The organism is Paenibacillus gyeongsangnamensis (assembly GCF_027533625.1).
In the GTDB taxonomy this organism is placed as follows: Bacteria; Bacillota; Bacilli; order Paenibacillales; family NBRC-103111; genus Paenibacillus_G; species Paenibacillus_G gyeongsangnamensis.
Genome location: NZ_JAQAGZ010000010.1, coordinates 200,817 through 224,629 on the forward strand (window position 1 = coordinate 200,817; position 23,813 = coordinate 224,629).

Consider the following 23,813-nt stretch of genomic DNA (forward strand, 5'->3'; position numbering starts at 1 on the left):
ACGACGGACCATCTTGGGGGAACGATGCTGTTTAATTCCATGCAGTACATCTTCTTCTTTCTGCCGGGGATGCTGGCAGGATATTATTTGCTCCAAAGAACAGGTCGTCCCGTGCTTACCAAGCTGTGGCTGCTCGGAGGATCGCTGTTCTTCTACAGCTCCTGGAATGCGGCTTATCTTCCGGTTCTGCTCGGCTCGATCGTGGTGAATTATGCGATCGGGACCCGCCTTATGCGAGTCGGGGAAACCGCTAAGAAACGCATCATCACCGCCGGCATCCTGCTCAATGTCGGGCTGCTGGGCTATTACAAATACTCCGACTTCATTATCGGCATCGTGAACGATGCTGCCGGCTTGACTCTTCCGCAGCTTCATCTGACGCTGCCGCTGGCCATCAGCTTCTTCACGTTCGAGCAAATCTCGTATTTGGTCGATTGCTACCGTGGCAAGCTCAAAAACGACAGCTTCCTGCACTATGCGATGTTCATTGCCTTCTTTCCGAAGCTCATCGCAGGTCCCATCCTTCTGTTCAAGGAGCTCGAGCCGCAGCTGGCGCAGGCCAGAAATCCGCTGAACGAAATGAACCTTTGCATGGGCTTGTATCTGTTCTTCATCGGCCTGTTCAAAAAAGTCGTGCTGGCGGACACGTACGCCGTTTGGGCGACGGAAGGGTTCGACCGGCTTCCCGGCCTCACCTTGATTGACGGCTGGGCCGTTTCGCTGAGCTATTCCTTCCAGCTCTATTTTGACTTCAGCGGTTATTCGGATATGGCGCTGGGCGCGGCGCTCATGATGAATATCCGGTTTCCCGTCAATTTCAATTCCCCTATCAAGGCCCGTAATATTCAAGACTTCTGGCAGCGCTGGCATATGACGCTCAGCCGTTTTTTGTTCACCTACGTTTATGTTCCGCTCAGCCGGTTCATGTACATGAACGTATATAGACGATTGCCATGGATGGCCAAGGAAGCGCAGGCCTGCATCAATATCATTCTTTTGTTCCTGATCAGCGGGTTATGGCATGGGGCCGGCTTTCCGTTTTTGATCTGGGGCTTGCTGCATGGAGTCGCCTATGCGACGCATCGGATTTGGAAGAAAGCGGGCTTCCGGCTTCCTGGGGTACTGGCTTGGCTGGTAACGCTTCTCTTTATTAATTGTACAAGCGTTTTCTTCCGCGCGAAGGACTGGGCAAGTGCGATGAAAGTGTTCAAGGCCATGTTCGGATGCAGCGGAGTGGCTTTCTCTCACCTCCCGTTAAGCAATACCTCGGGCAGCGTGAAATGGATCGCCGCAGGATTCTTGCTCGTTCTGCTGGCGCCGAACTCCAATCAACTGACCGAACGATTCGAGCCCAACTGGCGGACCGCCGTATTCTTCGCCGTTCTGGCTGTCGTATCCATCGTAAACCTGACGAAGATTTCCGAGTTCCTATACTTTCAATTCTAGGGAGAGCGAAGTCGATGCAAACGAATGCGAATGCATGGCTGAAACGATGCATGTTTATGGTATCCGTACCGCTGCTTCTGATAGCTGTTTTCAATTATTGGTTGGATCCGCTCTGGTTATTCGACCATTCCAACCGGTGGAACAACCGTCAAAGCCCTTTCGATCTTCGGCTGCAGAAGGTAAATTACATTGCAGGGCATCCCTTCGATTATGAAGCGCTGCTGCTCGGAAGCAGTCGCGTAGCGTGGATAAACCAGTTCGATTTCCGGCCGATGACAACTTATAATTTTGCCGTTTATGCCATGAATCCGGAGGATTATAACGATTATATCGAATTTGCCAAACGAAAGAACGGAAAGCCGTTTCAAACGATTCTCATCGGCCTCGATTTCGACGCCACTAATGCTTTCATGTACGAGCATCAGCAAAAGGTTCCCTTGTCCTCCTATATCCGGTTAACCGAGCACTTCCCCTACAAAATGGAAGCGCTCTTAAGCTATGCCACGGTGAAATACTCGCTTGGAGTGCTTTGGAATACGATAACCTCAGGTGCTTCGGATCCAATCCCTTACTTTAGCCGAGACAACGTGTTTCATGTAGAGAAGCCTCAGCAGCCCGCGGCTTGGAATCGTGTATTGGACATCTCGAAGCAGCAATCCGGCGGCTCTTACCGCTACAAGGATTTGACGCCCGTCTTTCAAGAAATTAAAAAGAACAACCCCGATTCGAGATTCATCGTATTCACGACGCCTGTATCGCAAGAGATGTTCCGAGTGCTTGTAACGGACGGCAACTATGCGGATTACGAACGATGGATTTCGGATATCGTAGACTCCTTCGGAGAGGTTCACCATTTCATGTACGAAAGCGAGGTAACGCGCGACCGGGACAATTTTTACGATGCAGGACATGCTCTTCCGCGGATAGACCAACGAATGGCGGAAGAGATGATGAACGAAGCCGCTCTTCCTTCCACTCGGAAGGGATCTGAATTTGACCGTATCATCCGTCGGGATAACCTGGAGCAACAGCTCATGGAATTGAGGAGCATTCATTATAAATAGAATGAAGTGCTAGGTTTATCGTTTCCGGTGTCCTTTCATCCGTCCGTCTTGTATAAAATATTGTCCTCTGCCCAAAAATAAGCGAAGCTGTAAAAAATGGTCGAGCGGGGGGCATATTCGGATGAATTCCAAAATGCTGCTGGTAAATATTTTCGTCATTCTTGTCATTCTGGCAGGCGGCGGAGCTGCGGCATATTATTACAATGAATCGGTCAACTATGTAAAAACGGACAATGCCCGTATTGACGGACAACAGGTGACGATCGCCGCGCTGACGGCCGGTAAGCTGGTGGAATGGACGGGGCAGGTTGGGAAGTCTTATAACGGCGGAGAAAAGGTAGGCAGCATCCAGCCTGGTGCGACGGCGGCCGCCGCTGCGCCGGCAAAAGTGGATATTGATGTCCCCATCACGGCGACCATCGTGCAGCAGAGCGTGGTCCCGAACGGATATGTAAGCCCGGGTACGGTGCTGGCGCGCGCATATGATCTGGGAAGCCTCTGGGTTACGGCCAATATTGATGAGGCGAGCATCAACAATGTCAAGTCCGGGCAAGCCGTCGATGTTTATGTCGATGCATTCCCGGGAACGACGTTGACCGGCCGGGTCGATAAGATCGGCCTTACCACGGCGGGAACGTTCTCGCTGCTCCCGACCTCCAATACGAACGCCAACTACACCAAAGTGCGCCAAGTGATCCCGGTTACGATTCTGATTGACGGATACAAGGGGTTGGCTATTGCGCCGGGCATGAGCGCTACGGTACGGGTTCACATTTAACCGGTTGATAAACCTCTACGGTTTTGAAAAAAGCTTCAGGCTGGGGCCAGACTCCGGCTTGAAGCTTTTTTCACGGATACGGCACAGAAGCGGCAATCCGGCGAAAGGAGTCGATCACAAAGTTGCGGAGGGATGAGCGATTCCTGTACAATCGGGGAATACTTAATTCAATTGTTGAGGGAGGGTTTAAGATGATGTCCAGCCTGAACGGCCAAAGGCGCAGCGCGATTCGCGCCGGACTGGAGGTCGATATTGTTTTGAAGCAGGATCAGCGTACCTGCAAGACGACTCGCGGCATCGTTAAAGATATTCTCACGAATTCGCCGAATCACCCGCATGGCATTAAGGTTCGGCTGCAGGACGGACAGGTCGGCCGGGTGAAGCGTATTTTGAACGAAGGTGGCGCAACGGACTAATTTTCGAGCGCCCATGCGGGCACGATGTTATCCGGATGCCTCTTCTTCCGAGCTCTGAATCACGAGCAGGAGTCCGTCCCGCACCTGTATGGTTCCTTCCCCGGCCGTCAGCACATTGCTGATCCCAAGCGATTGACCGATGGTCAAAGTTGCCTCCCGAAGCGGGTATCGGAAGCCGTGCAGCGTAATCCCGCTCACCGACAGCGTTAAGGGCAGCAGCGATACATGGCTGTACCGGCCCTGTGTGAGGCGGAGCGGGGCTCTGCCGTCCATCAACCGGAGCTCGTTGTGCTCGTCCACGATCCGGCACTGTACGCCGGCATCCAGCGCCCTGCGGAGCAGGTGGACGTTGGCGAGCGAATGATCCCAGCGGGTGCCGAGCACGCCGCACAGCGTAATCTCCTCGGCTCCCTGCTCCAGCGCCCATGTAAAAGCCATTTCGGTATCCGTAAGGTCCTTCCAAACCGGATCACAGGAAATGAATTGCCGGCTGCCGCTTCGCACCCGTTCCAGCTCTTCCAGTGTGACCGAATCGAAATCGCCGAGCGATATTTCGGGTACGAAGCCGTGATCGACGAGGAACAGCGCCCCACGATCGGCGCCGATCAGCGCGCCGGCCTCCTTCAGATAAGGAAGCACCCAGCTGCCCAGCGTTCCTCCCGAGCAAATCGTATATGTCCGATGCTTCATTTTTGATACGTCTTCCTTTCCAGGCGGTCTAATCTGCTGGTCTAATTATATCAGTTTCTGATCGGATCATGACGGTTAATCTAATACAGACCCTGTGAAACGGCCTGCCCTCGTTCGAATGAAATAGAGAACAAGAGGACGGTATGAAACCGGGAGGTGTGCCTTGTGCCGAGACAAAGATTCGAAAATTTAGGCGGCGTACGGAATACAAAAACCCTGCGGGATGTACGGAAGTGGCGCAGGCAGAAGAAAGCGAAAATAAAAGATTATTCCTATAAAGTGCCTTACTGCGAGAACCGGCAGCTGGAGCTGCTGCGCGGCAACCGGACGGAAACGACGGTTACCTGGATCGGCCATTCCTCGTTTTTGGTGCAGATTGCCGGTATCAACCTGCTGCTCGATCCGGTCTGGGCCGAACGGATGGGCCTGGACAAGCGCATGACCGAGCCGGGCATTCACCTGGCTGAGCTGCCTCGTATCGATGCCGTCCTGCTGTCGCACAGCCATTACGATCATATGGATTTGTCTTCATTGAAAAGGCTGCTCCGCCTCAATCACCACCTCCAGCTCTTCGTGCCGGAGGGACTCGGTACGAAGCTAATGACGAGCGGCTTCCACCGGGTGACCGAGCTGAGCTGGTGGGGAAGAGTGCGCCTTGTGGGGATGGAGCTCCATTTTGTGCCGGCCCAACACTGGACGCGAAGGACGCTGACAGATGCCAACCGCTCCCATTGGGGAGGCTGGGTGCTTAAGCCGTACGAAGGGGAAGGATGCGGAAAGGCGATTTATTTCGCCGGAGATAGCGGGTATTTCCCCGGGTTTAAGATGATCGGGGACCGCTTCGACATCGGGATCGCACTTCTGCCGATCGGGGCCTATGAGCCGGAATGGTTCATGCACATGCAGCACATGACTCCGGAGGAGGCGGTACAGTCGTTCATTGACTGTCGTGCGGAGCATTTTGTTCCGATGCACTACGGAGCCTATAAGCTGTCCAACGATACTCCGCTCGAGGCCTTGAACCGGCTGAAATCGGAATGGAAGCGGCGCGGCTTAGCGACGGAGCGGCTCCATCTCCTCAAGCTTGGCGAGACGATGCCGGGACAAACGCTGCACAATAAAGAAGAGAACGCCGATGCTTAGCGTTCTCTTCTTGTCATTTGCTGCCAAACCGAGCCTTCGGCCGCTTGCCCGCCCTCGATTCGCTCCAGCGCCATCCGGATTTGCATTCGGATCTCGAACTCGGGGTCTTCCTCGGCTTGACGGAGCGCTTCCAGCGCCTGTAGATCCCCGACCTCGTAAAGGAATCGGGCTGCACGCCAGCGTACCAGCTTATTCGGATCCCGCAGCGCCCGGATCATCGCTCCCTGTGCGGCGGGGTCGCCCAAATCCGACAGCGTGTCTCCGGCCGTCCGGCGAACGGAGGCCGACGGATCCTGAAGCGCCCGGAACAAATAAGGAAGCACCTTAGGCTCCTTGATATCACCCAGGTAGACGGTAGCTAATCTTCGCACGGTGGATTGGTCGTCGTCAAGCGCATGAATCAGCAGCGGAAGCGTCTCGTCCGAAGGCTTCAGCTGCTGCAGTGCGGCATAGCGCCGCTTCCAATCCGGCGCTGCCAGCTCTTCACGTGCTTCGTCCAGGCTTAAGCTGCGCCGCTGGGTGGCTGCCAGCTCCTTGGCTTCTCCGCCAACAGGGCCCGCCGCGGCTTGGCGGACGAGCTGCTCCAGCTGCTCGTCGGAATAAGAGGCGTCAAGCTCCTGGACGACTTCGCCGAGCACTTCCTCCAGCTCGCCGTAACGAACATCCCATTCGTCCAAGGACCGCTCCTTGATCAGATTCGGCGCAGCGGCCGCACCCCGTATCGCCGCGTCGCTGAATCGTTGGGGCAATGCGGCGCGGCGTTCCTCCTTGCCGTTCGACACCCTCACCTGCAGCGGGATGCCGCGGAAGTGCTGCAGTCGTACCTGCACCTCGCCGAAGGCATTCTCCGCAGCGCCGTTCGATTCGTCCGCCGCGTTCGTCGGGGCGGCTTCGCCCCCGGCCCCCAGAATATCCCGTACGGAAGCGAGGATTTGCTGCCAATCGCCCTTGGGCGTACGATCCAGCGCGATGAAATCCGCGGCGCGGTACAGGCTTTTGACGCCCTCGATTTCGAGCAGCCTGTTCAGCGGCTCTGGCGCGGAGCCCGCCTGATCGCGGTGAAAGGTTTGCCGAACGCCGGCCGGCAGGCTATCGGTCAGGTTGATTTTCATCGTGTTCGGGCTCGGCGTCGGTTCAATGCTGATGATGGACATCTCTGTGGTTCCTCCTTCACTTATGTCGAATCATTGTGAAGCGAAAACGAAACAAACAAAATTATAAAAATAGAAACTAAAATTGTACGATAATTCTTAATTTAAAGCTCTTGGATAAGAGTTTTCTTATATATAGCTTCTATTATACTTCGGGGCAGCATGAAACGACAGTCATCCGTTCGGAGGGGCAGGGCGCACTTCACTATCCTTCGCTTCGGGCTCGGGAACTACGGGGAACATCTCGGGGTATTTCGTGTTCGTCCGTTGATAGGTATAATGCAAAAAAGACCGCCGGCTCTTCAAGAGGAGCAGCGGTCGATTGTCTTTATTCTTAATCCAAATCCAGCAGCTTTCGGTGCAGGTAGTTTTCGTCCAGCGCTTTCGTTAAATCGAACACGGTATGGGCCAGGTCCAAGTTTTCAAATACATGCTCGCATTGGTCCTTGTAATCGAGTTCGATATCGTATTGCGACATGTTCCGGTCGATGAGCTCCTGGGTATCTCCCCGTTCCTGCTCTCTCTTCAGAATAGTATCCCGGTCGGCGTAAATAAAAATACGCACAATACGTTCGCCGTAAAGCTCCTTAAGGGTTTCGGCGCCGTGACGGTTGAGAACCAGATAGACCGTCCCGTACTTCTGAACCATGTCCGCCACATCCTGCTCTTTAATGCCGTAGCGGTTGCCGGCAAGCTCGATGACTTCGATGAATTCGTTGCGTTCTTCGGCAGCTTTAAACTCTTCCATGGTAACAAAATGATAATCCTGTCCATCCAATTCCGCCGGGCGCGGAGCCCTTGTCGTGTAGGATAGTACTTGTTTGATGCCCAGCGTGCTGCCGGACATTTGAGCCACCGTTCTGCGGCCTGCGCCGTTCGGACCTGTAAATACGAAAATAAGCTCCTTGTCTTTCAATTCGTACATAGAAAGCCTCCTTCGTTTTGGGAAGTGTGCATTCTCCGCCGATTGGCCTCCATTTCATTTTACATGGTTTCACAGACAAGGTAAAGAGTGCCACGGGTTCGGGCCCGCCGTCTAGCGCTCCCGCCGCCGTCCGCCGGTACCGCCGCGCCCTTGCGTTCCGCGGTTTCCGCGTCCGCCCTGCGCCGCCGTCCCGCGGCCTGCTCCCGAGCGCCCGCGAGCGCCCGCGTCCCCGCCGCGTCCCGCTTGTGCGGCAGCGCCTCTAGCGCCGCCCCGCGCCTCGCGCTCGCCGCCCCAGTCGCCTGCTCCCGAGCGCCCGCGTCCGCCCGCGTCTCCGCCGCGTCCGCGCCCCGCTTGAGGCGCAGCGCCTCTAGAGCCACCGCGCGGCTCGCGTTCGCCGCTCCAGTCGCCTGCTCCCGAGCGTCCGCGTCCGCCCGCGTCTCCGCCGCGTCCTCGCCCCGCTTGAGCGGCAGCGCCTCTAGCGCCGCCCCGCGCTTCGCGCTGGCCGCTCCAGTCGCCGGTGCCCGCACGCCCGCGAGCGTTCGCGTCTCCGCCGCGTCCCGCTTGAGGCGCAGCGCCTCTAGCGCCACCGCGCGGCTCGCGCTGGCCGCCCCAGTCGCCTGCGCCCGAGCGCCCGCGTCCGCCGGCGTCCCCGCCGCGTCCGCGTCCCGCTAGCGCCGCAGCGCCTCTAGCGCCACCGCGCACCTCGCGCTGGCCGCTCCAGTCACCGGCGTCCGCACGCCCGCTAGCGCCGGCGTCCCCACCGCGTCCGCGTCCCGCTAGCGCCGCAGCGCCTCTAGCGCCGCCCCGCGCCTCGCGCTCGCCCGTACCGGCTCCGCGTCCGCCGCGGCTGGCCCGGCCTGCCTCCAGCCCGCGCGCTCCAGCTACGGCTTCGTTCCGGCGGCCGCCCTGCTTACCGAGCGTCATCTTGATCCCGCGCTCGATCTGCTCCAGGTACATCGCATCGCGCGGCGCCGCGAAGGTGAAGGCCTTCCCGGTCTGGCCGGCCCGGCCGGTTCTGCCGATCCGGTGAATGTAGCTCTCCGCATCGTGGGGGATATCGTAATTGAATACGTGTGTAATGCCCTCCACATCGAGACCCCTCGCGGCAATATCCGTCGCCACCAGCAGCTGGATCTTGGCATCCCGGAATCGCTTCATGACCTGCTCGCGTTTCGCCTGCGACAAGTCCCCGTGCAGCTCATCGGTCGAATAACCGCGCTCCGCCAGCTCCTGATTCAGCTTGGTCGCCCGGAGCTTCGTCCGGCAAAAAATCATCGCCAGATACGGTTTTTCTTCATTAATAAGATGGCACAGCGCGTCCAGCTTGCCGCGGTCCGTCGTCTGCACGACGACCTGCTCGATCTCGTCCAGCGTAACCCGCTTCGCCTTCACTTCGATTTCAACCGGCTGCCGCATGTACGCTTTCGCCAAATCCCGAATGCGCTGCGGCATCGTCGCCGAGAACAGCAGCGTTTGTCTCCGGCTCGGCGTTACCGAAATAATTTGCTCCACTTCCGGCAGAAATCCCATGTGCAGCATTTGGTCGGCCTCGTCCAAGACGAGTGTCGACAGCTTATGCAGCTGAACCGTTTCGCGGCGAATATGATCGAGCAATCGGCCCGGCGTCGCGATAATGATATGGATGGCGCCTTCCAGCTTGCGGATTTGCCTTTCCACATCCTGACCGCCGTACGCGGATAAGGAGCGAATTCCTTTGAGCGGAGCCCAGCGGTTGACTTCCTCGGCAATCTGAATGGCGAGCTCCCGGGTGGGCGTGACGATCAGCGCTTGGACATGTGGCTTGCCGGGGTCGATCATTTCGAGGAGCGGCAGAACGAAAGCCAGCGTTTTCCCTGTTCCCGTCTGTGCCTGGCCAATGACGTCGATGCCGGTTAGAATCGTTGGAATGGCCTCGCTTTGAATCGGAGTAGGCTCGCTATAGCCCTGTCCGATAAGCGCATCATTCAATTGGTCGCTCAAGCCGAGCGTGGCGAAATTTTTTTTCTTCATTATATTATCTCCTTATGGGCTCAAGTATGCCGTTTAAAAATGCACCATCCCTATGTATAAGCATCGTCGTTTTTGGCACAATCTAACAAGGCGAAGTTCGATGGGAGGACCGGGGCCTCATCCCACCTCTGCATTCTACAGCAACATGCGGTAAAAAGAAACTGCACACAGCACCCCGTGCGCAGTTTCTTCATTAATATTCGCGGCCGTTGTTTTCCGCCTGGTTAGGGATGGTCCGACTCGTGCCGAACAACTGCTCCATCATCGTAATGAACTCGCCGCGGTAAGGGTCCAGGGAACGGCCGTGCCAGGCTTCTTGCGCCAGCTTGGTGAATTCGTTGACGACAATCCGGTTCGCTGTAATGTACACGTCGGAGACATCCGGCTGAAGCAGACGAATCTTCTCGGCGATCTTTTGTTTGAACAAGTGGGACAGGTGCTCGTGATGAGCTTCAGTCTCGTCCCCGTTAAAGCCGGTAATGAGGTCGTCCGGGTACGCCGTATCATCGTATGGACGAGCCGGGTTGTACAAGCCGCGGACCCAGCCGTAGTTGTTGGTTTCTCTCGGCCCGGGGCCTCCCTTGGTGCCAGTAGCCGTGGAATCGATTGTAATGGCGGTATACGCGACGTGATCGCCCATCATAACGATCGCGCTGCCTACGCCATCCATGGCGGCCACTTGGTCGGACAGAAATTGATTCATATCGAGCTTGGTTACTTGATGGGATACGCGGGCATACTCTTGCTGAGTCTGATAAGCGCGGGACGTATCCTGCCGCGGAAGATCACGTTTACTGCCAAAATTGTTTGCGCTGGGATAGTCGTACTTTGGGGAGCAGCCGGCGACCGCGAGAAGCGCCGAGCCGATGAAAGCCGCTGCAATAAGTTTAGCCGAACGCATGGAATAATCCTCCTTCTGCGTGGGAATTCTGAAGTTGCCGGCAGGGAACCGGATAACCTGTTTTCCGTCTTAGGATGAATCGAAAAGGGACATTCCATGCTATGCAAAATCAGGGGCGCAAGATGCATAAAAGACCCGGTTTATGGAAATAACCAAGATGAGATTATTGCGATAAAACCTAGTAAAATCGCCGTTTGAGAACAATTTGTGAACTTCCTCAGATTCATTGACAAAAAGTAGACACGAATTTATAGTTAATATGGTGATTAGGTTCATTGACAAGTTATGACCTTTTTTGTGTATTTTGCTAGAAAAATATTTGCTTTCTAAGGTGGGATTGATAAGATGAATCGATGGCAAAATCTGTGGCGCTTCATCCCTCTTTTTGGGTTGATGATGTTGCTGTTAACGGGATGTGGAGACGGTACGATTTCCGCCTTTAAGCCAAGGGGTCCCGTGGCCAGAGATCAGCTGTTCCTGATGAAGCTCAGCTTCGGAATTATGATCCTGGTTGTCGCGGTCGTATTTATAATTTACTTGTATGTTCTCGTTCGCTTTAGAAAGAAAAAAGGCGACAAAGACATCATTCCAAAACAAGTGGAAGGCAGCCACGTACTGGAGATCGTCTGGACCGTCATTCCGATCATCCTGCTCCTCATCCTGGCTGTTCCTACCGTTCAGTACACCTTTAAAGCGCTTGAAGACCACCGTAACGACAAAGATGCGATTCATGTCAAAGTAACGGCGCATGCCTTCTGGTGGCAGTTCCAATACCCGGATCTTGGAATCGCTACCGCGCAGGATCTTGTCATTCCGACCGGCAAGAAGATAGCTTTTGAAATCACTTCTGCCGATGTGACGCATTCCTTCTGGGTTCCGTCGCTGGGCGGCAAGATGAATGCGAACGTAGGGTTGACTAACGTTTATTATTTGCAGGCGGATGATGTTGAAACATTCAAAGGGAAATGCGCCGTTCTTTGTGGGGCATCCCACTCTTTGATGGACTTTAAAGTTAAATCGATGGATCCTGCCGATTTCGATAAGTGGGTAGCAAAAATGAAAACGCCTGCGGTCATTCCGGCGGACGCCCAACGCGGCGAACAAATCTTTAAAGATAATTGCATGGCCTGTCATGCAGTGAACGCTCAAGGTCTTGGGGCAGGTCCGAATCTGAACGGTTTTGCTTCCCGTGAGCTCGTTGCGGGTATTCTGCCTCACAACGACGAGAGCCTGAAGACATGGATCCACGATCCGCAATCCGTGAAACCGGGCAACTCGATGCCGAAGCTGGGGCTGAAAGACGATCAAATCAACGACGTCATTAAATATTTGAATTCGTTGAAGTAACGAGCGCAGGAAAAAGGAGGTAAAAAACGGTGGCTCACGCACACACGGTAAAACGACACACCGGGCTTATGGATTGGCTTACCACGGTGGACCATAAAAAGATCGGTATATTGTACCTAATCGCCGGCGGCATCTTCTTCCTTATGGGCGGCCTTGAAGCGATTCTAATGAGGATTCAGCTGATGTATCCGGACCAAAAGATATTTATCGGCGATACCTTCAACCAATTGACGACAATGCACGGCACGACAATGATTTTCTTTGCTGCGATGCCTGTTATCTTCGCTTTCATGAATGCGGTCGTTCCGCTTCAAATCGGCGCGCGTGACGTTGCGTTCCCGTTCGTGAATGCGTTAGGATTCTGGTTGTTTTTTGCGGGCGGTGTATTGATGAACACGTCTTGGCTGCTGGGCGGGGCGCCTAACGCAGGATGGACAGCATACGCTCCGCTTTCCGGAATTGTGGATAAAACAGGCGTATTCCATGGCGTCGACTTCTACGTTCTAGGTCTTCAGATTGCCGGTATCGGTACGCTAATCGGAGGTATTAACTTCCTTGTTACAATCATCAACATGCGTGCTCCCGGAATGACTTACATGAGAATGCCTCTGTTTACTTGGACCGCGTTCATCACTTCGTTTCTGATTTTGTTCGCGTTTCCTGCGATTACGGTAGGTCTTGTTGAGCTGATGTTCGACCGCATATTCGAGGGTGCCTTCTTCGATGTGGCAAAGGGTGGTAACACCGTTTTATGGGAGCATATTTTCTGGATTTTCGGACACCCTGAGGTATATATCTTGATTCTGCCGGCATTCGGCATTATCTCTGAGATCGTCGCAACATTTTCCAAAAAACGCCTGTTCGGATACAGCTCGATGGTATTCGCTACGGCACTGATCGGATTCCTCGGCTTCATGGTATGGGCTCACCACATGTTTACGACGGGCATCGGCGCCGTCGGAGATGCGATCTTCGGGGTAGCTACGATGGCGATCGCGGTTCCTACGGGCGTTAAGATCTTTAACTGGCTGTTCACGTTGTGGGGCGGGCAAATCCGTTTCACTACGGCGAACATCTTTGCAACATCGTTCATTCCGACCTTCGTTATGGGCGGCGTAACCGGGGTTATGCTAGCGGTTCCTGCAGCTGACTTTCAGTATCACGATACTTACTTCGTAATAGCGCACTTTCACTATGTTATCGTTGGCGGTTTGGTACTCGCTCTGTTCGCGGCCTCGTACTATTGGTGGCCAAAGATGTTCGGCCGTATGCTCAACGAAACAATGGGGAAAATACATTTTTGGACATTCTTTATCGGGTTTCACTTAACGTTCTTCCCGCAGCACTTCCTCGGTCTGATGGGCATGCCGCGCCGGGTATTTACATACCAACCTGGTGTAGGTCTTGAACAGGGCAACTTTATCTCGACCATCGGTGCTTTTTTGATGGGGATCGGTATGATCGTGTTCCTTATCAACATTATCGTAACAAACAGCAAACCGGCTAACGCACTGGCTGACCCATGGGACGGCCGCACACTGGAGTGGACGATCGCATCGCCGCCTCCGGAATATAACTTCAAGCAAACTCCGCTCGTTCGCGGTTTGGACGCTTTCTGGAAAGAAAAAATGTCAGGAAACAAAGAAATGACACCGGCCGAGCCGATCGGATCGATTCATATGCCGTCGGGTTCCATTCTTCCACTGGTCATGTCGATCGGGTTCTTTATCTCGGGTTACGGCTTCATTTACCGCCATTACCCGGTGAGCATTATCGGTCTTGGTATCGTGCTCGTCTGTATGTTCCTGCGCTCGGTATTCGATGACCACGGCTGGCATATCGAGCCCGAGGAGTTAAACGACAAGGGGGTTAAGGCATGAGTGCAGCACATCAAGAAGTAAGCGGTGCCCTGCCACCTCACGCAGAAACGGCAACGCTGGAAGGCAAGAATAAGGTTATGGGCTTCTGGCTGTTCCTCGGCGGCGAATGCGTATTGTTCGGTACGCTCTTCGCCTCGTTTATCGCGCTTCGCAACCAAGTGCCCGACGGACCGACAGCACAGCATTTGTTCCAGCTGAACACCGTAGCGTTGTCCACATTCATCCTGCTTACCAGTTCCTTGACAAGCGTGTTCGCCATCATGGCGATGCACCGCCAAAAGTTCCAACAGCTGCAAGCATGGATGGCTGTAACAATTTTGTTCGGCCTGGCATTCCTTGGACTTGAGATTTATGAGTTCACGGAATATGTGCATGAAGGTCACACGTTTACCAAGAGCGCATTTGCTACATCTTTCTATACGTTGGTCGGCTTTCACGGAGCGCACGTTGCCTTCGGTGTACTATGGATCGGACTCTTGATTATTCAAGGCTTCAAGAAAGGGCTAACCGTCGTAACGGCACCCAAGTATTACGTAGCCTCCCTGTATTGGCACTTTATCGACGTTGTCTGGGTCTTTATCTTTACCGTAGTTTACCTGATGGGGAAGGTGGGTCCGTAACATGAGCAGCCAACATACATCATCTGCAGGTAACGAGAGGCATCGTCTGGAAGGACCGAAGAACCATTACTTGTCTTACATTATTTCCATCGTCTTGACGATGCTCGCATTTGCGATCGTGCTTTACGGCGGCCTTGACCGTTCCTTTATCGTCATGTTCCTGGTCGGTCTCGCGATCGTTCAAATTCTTTTCCAGCTGGTGTACTGGATGCATATGAAGGAAAGAGGACATTTCTTTCCGATTATGGGCCTTGCGTTCGGAGGCTTCGTTGCTCTGACGGCCGTGGCGGCAGCAGTTTACTGGTTGTGGTGGTAATAGAGAGAGAGGCGGCTTTTGCAATAAAGCCCCTCTTTTTTGCATAAGATTGGGAAAAATTTCACAGATTAGCCATAATTGTTCCAAATCGATGAACGGAAAGGAGTTGCAACGAAATGCATACGCATGGTAGTCAGATCGCGCAAGCGGGAGCAGGCACGTTTACGGAGCTGTGGAGCCCCGGCTTTATGCTCATGCTGGTGGTGGTCGGTGTATTATATACTTTGGCGGTAACCCGGTGGCGTTATCATTTTGCCGGAAATGAGCAAACAGGCTTTAAACAGCAGGCTTGGTTTTTGGGGGGGCTTGCGATTTGGTACGCTGCCGAAGGGAGTCCCATCTCTTTTTACGGGCATCATTATTCCTTCAGCGCCCATATGCTGCAGCAGTCGATGCTGTATCTCATCATGCCGCCTTTCCTGCTGCTGGGAATGCCGGGCTGGCTGCTGCGCGGAGCGATTCGCGGGAAAACGGCGGATCGTATGATGCGTTTCGTTACGTCCCCCCTGGTCTCGCTCTTTACGTTTAACTTAATATTCTCTATGTATCATATGCCGAAGATTATGGACTTTCTGATGGCGCATGCGATGCTCATGCTTCTGTATCAAATCGTCTTCCTGCTGGCGGCGTTCCAAATGTGGTTCCCGGTGTTCTGCCCGCTTCCGGAATACAATCAAATGTCGGAGCTGAAGAAACTGGGCTATATATTTCTGAACGGGATTCTGCTCACGCCGGCCTGCGCGCTGATTATATTCGCGTCTCATCCGATGTACGCCATGTATGCGAACGTGCCGGAGCAGTACTTGCTGCTTCCTATCATTGACGATCAACAGCTGGGCGGCGTCATTATGAAAATCATCCAGGAAATCGTCTATGGCGTCGCTCTGGCTCACACCTTCTTCAAGTGGTACCGGACGGAGCGGAAGAAGGAGGAGGAAGAAGACCTGCTTCCAAACTCGGCTTATTTACATCCCCAAGGAAATACGAACGGGGCTTGAGTGCATAACCATTTGTCTATTTAAAATTAGGTGGGATTTATCATGATGATTTTGCCGACGATCAGTACCAGCTTTATTGTCATCAGCGCCGTCATTCTGGCTTTCGGCTGGGCCGCGATTCTTCGGGGCGAGAGGGAAAAGCACCGGAAGCTCATGCTTTGGAGCGCAAGCTTCGCGTTGGCGTTTTTCCTCATCTATGCAAGCCGGACGGTCTTTATCGGCAATACAACCTTCGGCGGTCCGGATAGCTTGAAGCTGGCGTATCATATATTCCTGTTCTTTCATATCTTTCTGGCTACGTGCGCGGGCGTGTTCGGGATCGTAACCCTGCTCCATGCGTTCAACCAACGGTTCGCCAAGCATAAGCGAATCGGACGTGTGACGGCGGTCATGTGGCTTCTGACGGCACCGACAGGGGTAATCGTGTATGTGCTGCTGTACGTCATGTATCCGGGCGGCGAGACGAAGCCGATGATCGACGCGATTCTTGGGCTGTAATCGATTCGAAACGAAGGGCTCTTCCGATGAAGAGTCTCAGGCTGTAGAGAAACCCATGAGATAAGAAAGCTGCTTTGGTACCCGGTGGGGTATCCCCTTCCGGCCGCTGTTGTTATCGGAAAATTTTCAATTTATACGTGTTTACAGCGGTCATTTTCCGATAACAATGGCGGACGCTATCGCTCCTGCAGGGGATACCCCACCTAACCTTTAGCATTTTTTCTGCATATCCGGGTTTATCGTCAATCTGGGCTCTTCCGATGAAGAGCCTTTTTTAACGTTATAGAAAGTTTAAGTTCGCTAAAGCGCTAAAGCGGACTGCAACTTTCTATACCAAGAAAAACTACCTCTAAAAACGGTCTGGCTGCTTTGAAGGACTCCGATAAGGAGTTTTTCTTATATGGAAAAATAATAAAAAACCACCCGTATGTACGGGTGGACAGATGTAGAGAAAGTAGTTTTTGACAAAAATAGAAAATCGCGATTAAAGTGCGCTACCGCCGAAAATAAAGCGGTACTCCCAATGCTTTCCTGCAATGGAGTCAATGCGAGCCTCCGGTGGTGCTGCCACTGCCATTGCCGCTTCCGCTTGTGCCCGGGTTTGTACCCGAATTGGAGCTTGATCCGACGCTGGAGCTGCCGGGAGACAGCAGCTTTATATATTTGCTGTTCGACGAGACATAGCCGGTCCGGCCTTGGGCGTCTTTGACTTGATACCAGTAATTGTTCGCCTTTGCCAGAAGCTCGACCGTCTCCCCGGCTTTCAGGATGCCGATCGTCTTAGAGCTTGTACTCGGCTGGGTTCGTAGGTTCACGCCGCTTACGATTGTCGCATTGGCGGCGGCATGGGCTTGCTCGGCGGTAAAAGCCGCAGTGAAGCTTAAGGCGATAGCGGATGAAAGCAGCAATGCGGTAAGTTGTTTTTTCATGGGTATGATTCCTACTGCAGTTCTGGTTGTATGATGTCAAGCTTGACTCGGCAAGCCGGGACAACGCGAGCGGTATCGGATTTGACATGCGTTTCAAGTCGTTTCACAATGGGGTTATAGACCATAGAGGAGGAACGGTGAAAGCAATCATGGAATCAATCGTATGGGGACCGCTTATTTTGCAAAAGGATGTTATGATCACCCTGGTAGTGGTCTTGGCCGGAATGCTCCTTCTGACGTTCCGGTTAAAGCAGACGGATGCGAGCGGAAGCTTAAGCTCTTATGTATGGAATGCGTTGTTCATCTGGGTGCTCGTCTGGAAGCTGAGCGTACTGCTCGTCCAAGGGAAGGAAGCGCTGCGGCATCCATCTTCGCTGCTTTATTTCAACGGAGGAGCCTTAGGAATTGCCCTGGCCTTCTTGGCGGCAATTGGCTATGTCGGCTTTGCCGTGCGGAAAAACCGAAAATCGATAATCCCTTACATCGATTCGGTTCCTCTTTCCATTATAGGGGGGTATTCGGTAAAAATGGCATTTGCCGTCTTTACAGGGGAAGGAACCCTGTTGACAGCCGGCCTGCCGTGCTTGCTCGGAGCTGCAATCAGCGGATGGTGGCTTAGCCGGAGAGAGCCCGTCGCATACCGGTCCGCGGTGCAAAGGCTGGCGGCGGTTGCGCTTGTTTTTGCATTGGCTTCTGCTGTGGCAGGAAATCTCGGGAGCCGTCAGGGAGCGGAAGCGGCGGCATCGGTGGGGCTAAAAGTGGGACAAACGGCGCCGGATTTTGAGCTGAAGCAGCTGGACGGGACCGTCGTGAAGCTGTCGGATTATCGCGGAAAGACGGTATTTCTGAACTTTTGGGCAACCTGGTGCCCTCCCTGCCAAGCGGAAATCCCGTATTTGAAGGAGTTTCATTCCGCTAACGAAGCTTCCGGCGCCATCGTTCTTGGAATCAACGCGACGAGCACGGAGCTGAGCGTGCCGGTCGTTCAGGCTTGGACGAAGGAGTGGAAGCTGAGCTTCCCGGTGGCGCTTGACAGCTCGGGGGACGTGGGACGGACATACAAAGTGAACGCCTACCCGGCGACTTACGTGATCGACGCGAACGGAATCATCCGGGAGAAGCATCAAGGGCCGATGGATAAACAAATGCTGGACAACGCCAAACGAAATGCGGAATCTTTTAAGTAAGCGATTACTATAAAAGATCGTCTTATGGCCCTGATAAGAAATTGCGAATTGCAAGAGTTAGGAAGGACATGCTAACATAGGGCTATCTTAAGCTTATGACAATCATATGTGAGAAAAAAGTCGAAAAATTTATAATAAGGATGGGATATGAATGGCGCATACCAGTATAATTCTTCGTGTGGAGTTGAATCATGAGCAGGTAACCTTCGGGGACGTAGCGGCCGTCATCAGTCAGGCTGGCGGTGATATTACATCCATTGACGTCATTCGGCCCGGCAAAGACTCTTCCGTCCGCGACATCACGGTCGACGTAACGGAGGCGGCGGAGTCGCAGGTCGTGGAGGCGCTGAAAGAGCGCACAGGGATCAAGCTGATCAACGTTTCGGACCGGACCTTCCTCGTGCATCTGGGCGGTAAAATCGGGGTTCAACCGAGCATGCCGATCAAGAACCGGGATGACTTGTCCCGTGTATATACGCCTGGGGTAGCAAGAGTGTGTACGGCAATCCACGAAAACCCTCGCAAGGCCTATTCCCTGACGATCAAAAGAAACACCGTTGCCGTCGTAACCGACGGAACGGCGGTGCTCGGACTTGGGGATATCGGACCGCATGCGGCCGCTCCCGTCATGGAAGGGAAGGCGATGCTGTTCAAGCAGCTGGCCGGCGTGGACGCATTCCCGATTTGTCTCGACACGAAGGATACGGAGGAGATTATCCGTACCGTGAAGGCGATCTCGCCGATTTTCGGCGGAATTAACCTCGAGGATATCGGCTCGCCGCGTTGCTTCGAAATCGAAACCCGGTTGTCCGAGGAGCTCGACATTCCGGTATTCCACGATGACCAGCACGGGACGGCGGTTGTCGTCGTAGCAGGTCTTCTCAACGCCTTGAAGGTCGTCGGCAAGCGGATCGAAACGGTCCGGATCGTAGTCAACGGCATCGGTGCGGCCGGCGTATCCATTTGCAAAATGCTGCTGGCCGCGGGCGTAACCCGCCTTGTTCCGGTTGACCGGGATGGTGCGATCGTGAACGGAGGAACCTACCCGTATCCGATGTGGCAGTGGCTTGCGGAGCAGCCTCAGGTTGAGGGCGTCTCCGGCAGCCTGAAGGAGGTGCTCCCGGGAGCCGACGTCTTCATCGGCGTATCCCGCGGCGGTCTGCTGAACGCGGAGGATCTTCAGACGATGGCGCCGGACCGCATCGTATTTGCGATGGCGAATCCGAAGCCGGAGGTGGATCCGGAACAAGCGCTTCCGCATGTCCGGGTATTGGGTACCGGGCGAAGCGACTATCCGAACCAGATCAACAACGTGCTATGCTTCCCGGGAATCTTCCGGGGGGCGCTCGATTGCCGGGCCCGCCGCATTAATGAACCGATGAAGCTTGCTGCGGCCAGAGCGATCGCCTCCGTGGTTACGGAGAAGGAATTGAATGAGCAGTATATCATTCCGAGTATATTTAACGAGCAAGTCGTGACCAAGGTACGCCATGCGGTGATTGAAGCGGCTATCCTGACCGGGGTTGCCCGCCGGATTCCGCCGGATTTCCGTTAAGCGTCCCGAAGCTTATCATACAAGGGGCTGTACCAAAAGGGTCTAGCGGAATCAACTAGACCCAAAATTCCAATAAAGAAGCTTCCAAACCCACTGTCAAGGTGAGGATGGAAGCTTCTTTTCTGCTAACTCAGCAATCTATGTGGGGCATAAAAAATGTAAAATGACTTTTGAGATAGCCCCCCTTGTGCTTTCCTGCGCTTATGATTTGGATAAGCTGCCGTGATTCCATTCCGGAAGGTCGCGCCATGTCCGGCCTTCACCGTTGAATTGAGGCAGCCAAGGCGCAAGCGCCTCGAACATTTCGTCGCACATGCGCCATACCTCGTCGGTCGTGCAGACCGCGGCGGTCAGCGGATCATGCAGGACCGCCTGCTTCACGAGCGTGCGGTCTCCGGTAAGCGCCGCTTCGACGGCCATCTCTTGAACGCTGACACTTGTGCGGCAGGTCGCAGCGCAGGCCAGCGGAAGATCGCCGACGAACGTCGGCTGAATGCCGCTGCGGTCCACATAGCACGGGATCTCAATCGTACATCCGTCCGGAAGATTCGTAATGAGGCCGCGGTTCCCGATATTGAAATGGCCGCGGTACACCCTTCCCGTCTCAAGCGCCTCCAGGATGTAGGAGCCGTGCTCCTCCGAGCGTTCGCCGAGCCGGATGAACTCTTTTTCACCGCTCAGCCACTTCGGGTAGTTTTCCTTATATTCGTCGCCGCGGCTCAGGCAATGGTTCAAATAACCGCCGGTTTCCCCGCCGATCCATACCTTGTCATAGACCCATCGGGCCGTTTCTTCCTTGCCGCGCTTGCGGTACCAGGGCAAATATTCGCTCAAATGCCCGTTCGATTCGGTGGAGAAGTATCCGAAGCGGCGGAGCACATCGATGCGGCACGGTTCCTGCAGCGAGATCTCCGGGTGCCGCTCCATCGAAGGCAGGATCTCGGGGAGCAGATTGCGCCCTCGATGGGACACCTTGACGAACCAGGTTTGGTGGTTGATTCCCGACGCCGTATAGTCGATTTGCTCCTTGGGAAGGCCAAGCGCCTTCGCGATCAGCGAATGGCTGTGCTGTACGCCGTGGCAAAGCCCAATCGCGCGTACGCCCCCGGCCCGACGCAGAGCCCACGTGTTCATCGCCATCGGATTGGAGTAGTTGAGGAGCAGCGCGTCCGGAGCAAGCTCTCTCATATCGCGGGCAATATCCAGAAGCACAGGGATCGTCCGCAGGGCGAAGAAAACGCCTCCCGGTCCGAGCGTATCGCCTACGCATTGGTCAACGCCGTACTTCAGCGGAATTTCGATATCACGGCGGAACGCCTCCAGCCCGCCTACGCGAGCCGTACAGAAGACGTAGTCGGCTCCGGCGATCGCCTCCCGCTGATGAAGCGTAGCCCGAATCGACGCCGGCAGGCCGTTCGCTTCGATCATTTTGCGGCATAGGCCCGTCACCATCGTTAAATTTTCCTCATCGATGTCCATGAAACGAAATTGCGCATCCTGAAATTCAGGTACGGATAAAATGTCCATCATGAGCCTGCGGGTGAAGCCGATGCTTCCTGCACCGATCATGGCAATTTGAATCATCGTAATCCCTCCGATATATATCAAATATGTACCTTTCGCGATTGACATGTCAGCCGGTTCAGTTCCATAATAAGGCATATCCGCGAAGGGTTACAATGATAACATATTAGCGAAAGGATGCGACTATAGTGCTGTATCCTCACGAAGCATACGAACGGACCAGCTTCGGCTTTAAATATTTGAGCGCACCCAGCCAGCCACTGCGGCTGATCAGTATCGGCTGGGAGCATGTGAACTCTCCGTCGTACCGGTGGCATGGACTGCACAGGGGCGGCGGCTTCGCCATCTTCCAATACACGCTGAGCGGGCGGGGAATGTTTCGGGATGGTGAACGTACCTTTGCGCTGCCGAAGGAAACGGGATTCTTCACGGTGGTGCCGAGCGATCAGGAGTACTATTATCCGGAGGGAGGGGAGGGGTGGGAGTTTCTGTATGTGCTTGTGGCGGGTACGGATGCGCTGAACCATTGGACGGAGCTGACCCGTGCCTTCGGGCCGGTGCTGTCGCTGCAAGGGCATCAGGAGCCCGTGCGGCTGCTCAGCCAGCTTTACGCCGAGATCTGCCGGCAACCACAGCTCGATAAATACACGATATCCGCCAGACTTTACGAATGGCTGATGTCTCTGCACCGGCTGGCGGAAGGACGCGATATCGTTCGGGGAACGGAAGAGCTGCCCGATTCGATGCGGGCTGCCGTGAAGCTGATGAAGGGCCAGTATATGATGGATTTGTCGGTAGACGACTTGGCGGAGGCGGCCGGTCTGACGAAGTATCACTTCTGCCGGCAATTTCTGAAGAAGACGGGACTGAAGCCGAATCAGTATTTGCGCAAAATCCGCGTCGAGCAGGCGGCCTGGCTGCTCCGGCACACGGACAAAACCGTCGATGCCGTAGCGCGGGAAACAGGCTTCGGTTACACGAACTATTTCATCAAGGTGTTCCGTTCGTTCGTAGGAGCCACCCCGCAGGAATACCGGCTGGGCCAAAGAGGCGATCCGGTGTATTTCCTGCGGATTGAGCCTTGACTCGCGTGAAGCTAGGGCAGGAAGCCGGCCTGGCTGACGAAGATGGCGCCGTCGTCGTAATGCTGCCGCAGCTGCTCCAGCACGCGGCGGATGGCGTCCGGCGAATACCAGGCGCCGTAGCCTTCGGCGTCATGAATGCGGCGAATGCCGAGCCGTTCGGTGCGCCTGCCCAGGCTGCCGTCACCCAGGAAGAAGTCGTCGACGCATAGCCGGTGGACGCCCGTGGAAGCGAGCGTCGCGGCGAACCGATCACTGCACGGCAGCACGGGCGATACGGCTACCTGAGCCGGAATGCCGGCCTGCGCGAGCAGGCGCAGCGCTTGCAGCCGTCCGGGGATGGGCGGCGCTGCCGGTGTAAATGCTTTGCGGACGGGCTCCAGATCGGTCTCGACCGTCATGCTCACACGCACCCGTTCGCCAAGGCGCTGCAGCAGATCGATGTCCCGGGTCACCAGCGGACTGCGCGTCTGCACGAGCAGGAAGTCCGGCATCGTCTCCGACTCTGCCATGATCTCAAGAAGGGAGCGTGTCAGCCGGGTGCTGTACTCCGCAGGCTGGTACGGATCGGTGGAAGAGGACATGAACACCGTGACCGGGCCTTTGCGCTTCGCACGGCGGAGCTCTTTGGCGAGGAGGGGCGCGGCGTTTTGTTTGACGTCCACCCAGCTTCCCCAGGCGTCTTTGCGGAATTTGGCGACGGGCATCTCTCTAACGTAACAGTAACTGCAGGCGAAGGCACAGCCCGCATACGGATTCAGGGTATGGGTGTAGCCCGTCAAGTAACCGCTTGCCGGATTCAGCAGCCGGGAAGGGGGACGGTACTGGATGGCGACGGGGCCCATTCGTTCCTCGTTCATAAGCCGCCTCCTAAGGAATGAGAATGCGGACGGCATCTCCCTCCGAGATCCGGCCCTCGCGTTCCACCGAGCATACGATGCCGCGCTTTTTCTTCGCCGCCTTCACGAAGCGGGTGCTGAGCTCTTCCCGCCCCAGCGCTTCGGCGATCACTTCGCCGGGTCCGGTGCACGGCAGGTTCTCGCCTTCGCAAATGAGTCCCGTCCCATCGGGAAAAAGGAGACGAGCCCCCTGCGGCAGCTGCGTCAGTTCAGGGCGGCCGGAGAGCAGAACATTGGCGCCCAGCGATTCCGGCAGAATGTCTTCAATATCCAGCCCAAGAGCGGTCGCTCGGAGCTCCTCTGCGGAGACAAGGCTGAGCTGAAGCCGGTTGGCGATCAGTATTCCTCGGGTAAAACTTCTGCCGAGAGTCAGCGGGCCGCAGCAGCCCGTAATGACGGTCGCCCGGGATTCCGCCCAGCTCGACCTCAATCGAAGGTTCCCGGCGGGTGATGA

General features: G+C 55.0%; 23 protein-coding genes. 14 read left to right on the top strand and 9 right to left on the bottom strand.

Annotated elements, in window-relative coordinates; genetic code table 11:
- The first annotated feature begins 24 nt into the window (after positions 1–24).
- The 4 genes from O9H85_RS16985 to O9H85_RS17000 all read left to right on the top strand — a co-directional run bounded on the left by O9H85_RS16985 (position 25) and on the right by O9H85_RS17000 (position 3,704).
- Entirely contained in the window at positions 25–1,446 is a 1,422-nt protein-coding gene (locus O9H85_RS16985) for an MBOAT family O-acyltransferase (RefSeq protein WP_333474212.1), read from the top strand.
- Between the two features lie 14 nt (positions 1,447–1,460).
- Positions 1,461–2,510 (top strand): hypothetical protein, encoded by a 1,050-nt coding sequence (locus tag O9H85_RS16990; protein ID WP_269882605.1) that lies wholly within the window; start codon positions 1,461–1,463, stop codon positions 2,508–2,510.
- A gap of 121 nt (positions 2,511–2,631) precedes the next feature.
- The gene (locus O9H85_RS16995) at positions 2,632–3,288 is read left to right on the top strand and encodes an HlyD family secretion protein (protein ID WP_269882606.1); all 657 of its coding nucleotides are present in this window, start codon (positions 2,632–2,634) and stop codon (positions 3,286–3,288) included.
- A 203-nt stretch (positions 3,289–3,491) separates the two neighbouring features.
- Entirely contained in the window at positions 3,492–3,704 is a 213-nt protein-coding gene (locus tag O9H85_RS17000) for a YwbE family protein (RefSeq protein ID WP_269882682.1), read from the top strand.
- A 27-nt stretch (positions 3,705–3,731) separates the two neighbouring features.
- Here the strand turns inward: O9H85_RS17000 and O9H85_RS17005 are convergent, their stop codons facing one another.
- A complete protein-coding gene (locus tag O9H85_RS17005; RefSeq protein ID WP_269882607.1) occupies positions 3,732–4,394 on the bottom strand; it encodes a thiamine diphosphokinase in 663 nt (220 codons plus the stop codon).
- 165 nt (positions 4,395–4,559) lie between these two features.
- Between O9H85_RS17005 and O9H85_RS17010 the strand changes: the two genes are divergently transcribed.
- Complete coding sequence (locus tag O9H85_RS17010) at positions 4,560–5,537, top strand: MBL fold metallo-hydrolase (protein ID WP_269882608.1); 978 nt, start codon at positions 4,560–4,562, stop codon at positions 5,535–5,537.
- Here the strand turns inward: O9H85_RS17010 and O9H85_RS17015 are convergent.
- The 4 genes from O9H85_RS17015 to O9H85_RS17030 form a co-directional block, all read right to left on the bottom strand.
- Positions 5,534–6,691 (bottom strand): conserved virulence factor C family protein, encoded by a 1,158-nt coding sequence (locus O9H85_RS17015; RefSeq protein WP_269882609.1) that lies wholly within the window; start codon positions 6,689–6,691, stop codon positions 5,534–5,536. The genes O9H85_RS17010 and O9H85_RS17015 overlap by 4 nt on opposite strands.
- A gap of 331 nt (positions 6,692–7,022) precedes the next feature.
- The gene (locus O9H85_RS17020) at positions 7,023–7,613 is read right to left on the bottom strand and encodes a guanylate kinase (protein ID WP_269882610.1); all 591 of its coding nucleotides are present in this window, start codon (positions 7,611–7,613) and stop codon (positions 7,023–7,025) included.
- A 111-nt stretch (positions 7,614–7,724) separates the two neighbouring features.
- Positions 7,725–9,623, bottom strand: coding sequence for a DEAD/DEAH box helicase (locus O9H85_RS17025; RefSeq protein WP_269882611.1), 1,899 nt, complete (start codon positions 9,621–9,623; stop codon positions 7,725–7,727).
- A gap of 193 nt (positions 9,624–9,816) precedes the next feature.
- On the bottom strand, positions 9,817–10,524 hold the full coding sequence (locus tag O9H85_RS17030; RefSeq protein WP_269882612.1) for a hypothetical protein: 708 nt from the start codon (positions 10,522–10,524) through the stop codon (positions 9,817–9,819).
- A 345-nt stretch (positions 10,525–10,869) separates the two neighbouring features.
- Here O9H85_RS17030 and coxB point away from each other — a divergent pair, with 345 nt between their 5' ends.
- The 6 genes from coxB to O9H85_RS17060 all read left to right on the top strand — a co-directional run bounded on the left by coxB (position 10,870) and on the right by O9H85_RS17060 (position 16,183).
- Positions 10,870–11,871, top strand: coding sequence for a cytochrome c oxidase subunit II (gene coxB, locus O9H85_RS17035; RefSeq protein WP_269882613.1), 1,002 nt, complete (start codon positions 10,870–10,872; stop codon positions 11,869–11,871).
- Between the two features lie 29 nt (positions 11,872–11,900).
- Positions 11,901–13,751, top strand: coding sequence for a cytochrome c oxidase subunit I (gene ctaD / locus O9H85_RS17040; protein ID WP_269882614.1), 1,851 nt, complete (start codon positions 11,901–11,903; stop codon positions 13,749–13,751).
- Positions 13,748–14,371 (top strand): cytochrome (ubi)quinol oxidase subunit III, encoded by a 624-nt coding sequence (locus O9H85_RS17045; RefSeq protein WP_269882615.1) that lies wholly within the window; start codon positions 13,748–13,750, stop codon positions 14,369–14,371. The genes ctaD and O9H85_RS17045 overlap by 4 nt, the downstream gene beginning before the upstream one ends.
- Before the next feature lies 1 nt (position 14,372).
- Positions 14,373–14,687 (top strand): cytochrome C oxidase subunit IV family protein, encoded by a 315-nt coding sequence (locus tag O9H85_RS17050; protein WP_269882616.1) that lies wholly within the window; start codon positions 14,373–14,375, stop codon positions 14,685–14,687.
- Positions 14,688–14,803: 116 nt separating this feature from the next.
- On the top strand, positions 14,804–15,685 hold the full coding sequence (locus O9H85_RS17055) for a cytochrome c oxidase assembly protein (protein WP_269882617.1): 882 nt from the start codon (positions 14,804–14,806) through the stop codon (positions 15,683–15,685).
- A gap of 42 nt (positions 15,686–15,727) precedes the next feature.
- Positions 15,728–16,183, top strand: coding sequence for a DUF420 domain-containing protein (locus tag O9H85_RS17060; RefSeq protein WP_269882618.1), 456 nt, complete (start codon positions 15,728–15,730; stop codon positions 16,181–16,183).
- A gap of 542 nt (positions 16,184–16,725) precedes the next feature.
- Here the strand turns inward: O9H85_RS17060 and O9H85_RS17065 are convergent.
- On the bottom strand, positions 16,726–17,112 hold the full coding sequence (locus O9H85_RS17065; RefSeq protein WP_269882619.1) for an SH3 domain-containing protein: 387 nt from the start codon (positions 17,110–17,112) through the stop codon (positions 16,726–16,728).
- A gap of 137 nt (positions 17,113–17,249) precedes the next feature.
- Here O9H85_RS17065 and O9H85_RS17070 point away from each other — a divergent pair, with 137 nt between their 5' ends.
- A complete protein-coding gene (locus O9H85_RS17070; protein WP_269882620.1) occupies positions 17,250–18,299 on the top strand; it encodes a peroxiredoxin family protein in 1,050 nt (349 codons plus the stop codon).
- 151 nt (positions 18,300–18,450) lie between these two features.
- The gene (locus tag O9H85_RS17075) at positions 18,451–19,854 is read left to right on the top strand and encodes an NAD-dependent malic enzyme (RefSeq protein WP_269882621.1); all 1,404 of its coding nucleotides are present in this window, start codon (positions 18,451–18,453) and stop codon (positions 19,852–19,854) included.
- A gap of 201 nt (positions 19,855–20,055) precedes the next feature.
- Here the strand turns inward: O9H85_RS17075 and melA are convergent, their stop codons facing one another.
- Positions 20,056–21,438, bottom strand: a complete 1,383-nt coding sequence (gene melA / locus O9H85_RS17080; RefSeq protein WP_269882622.1) for an alpha-glucosidase/alpha-galactosidase — start codon at positions 21,436–21,438, stop codon at positions 20,056–20,058.
- 128 nt (positions 21,439–21,566) lie between these two features.
- Here melA and O9H85_RS17085 point away from each other — a divergent pair, with 128 nt between their 5' ends.
- Positions 21,567–22,463 (top strand): AraC family transcriptional regulator, encoded by an 897-nt coding sequence (locus O9H85_RS17085; RefSeq protein ID WP_269882623.1) that lies wholly within the window; start codon positions 21,567–21,569, stop codon positions 22,461–22,463.
- A gap of 11 nt (positions 22,464–22,474) precedes the next feature.
- Here O9H85_RS17085 and O9H85_RS17090 read toward each other — a convergent pair whose 3' ends face one another.
- A complete protein-coding gene (locus tag O9H85_RS17090; protein ID WP_409348156.1) occupies positions 22,475–23,305 on the bottom strand; it encodes an SPL family radical SAM protein in 831 nt (276 codons plus the stop codon).
- A gap of 25 nt (positions 23,306–23,330) precedes the next feature.
- Positions 23,331–23,789, bottom strand: a complete 459-nt coding sequence (locus O9H85_RS17095) for an MOSC domain-containing protein (protein ID WP_333474211.1) — start codon at positions 23,787–23,789, stop codon at positions 23,331–23,333.
- Between the last annotated feature and the right edge of the window lie 24 nt (positions 23,790–23,813).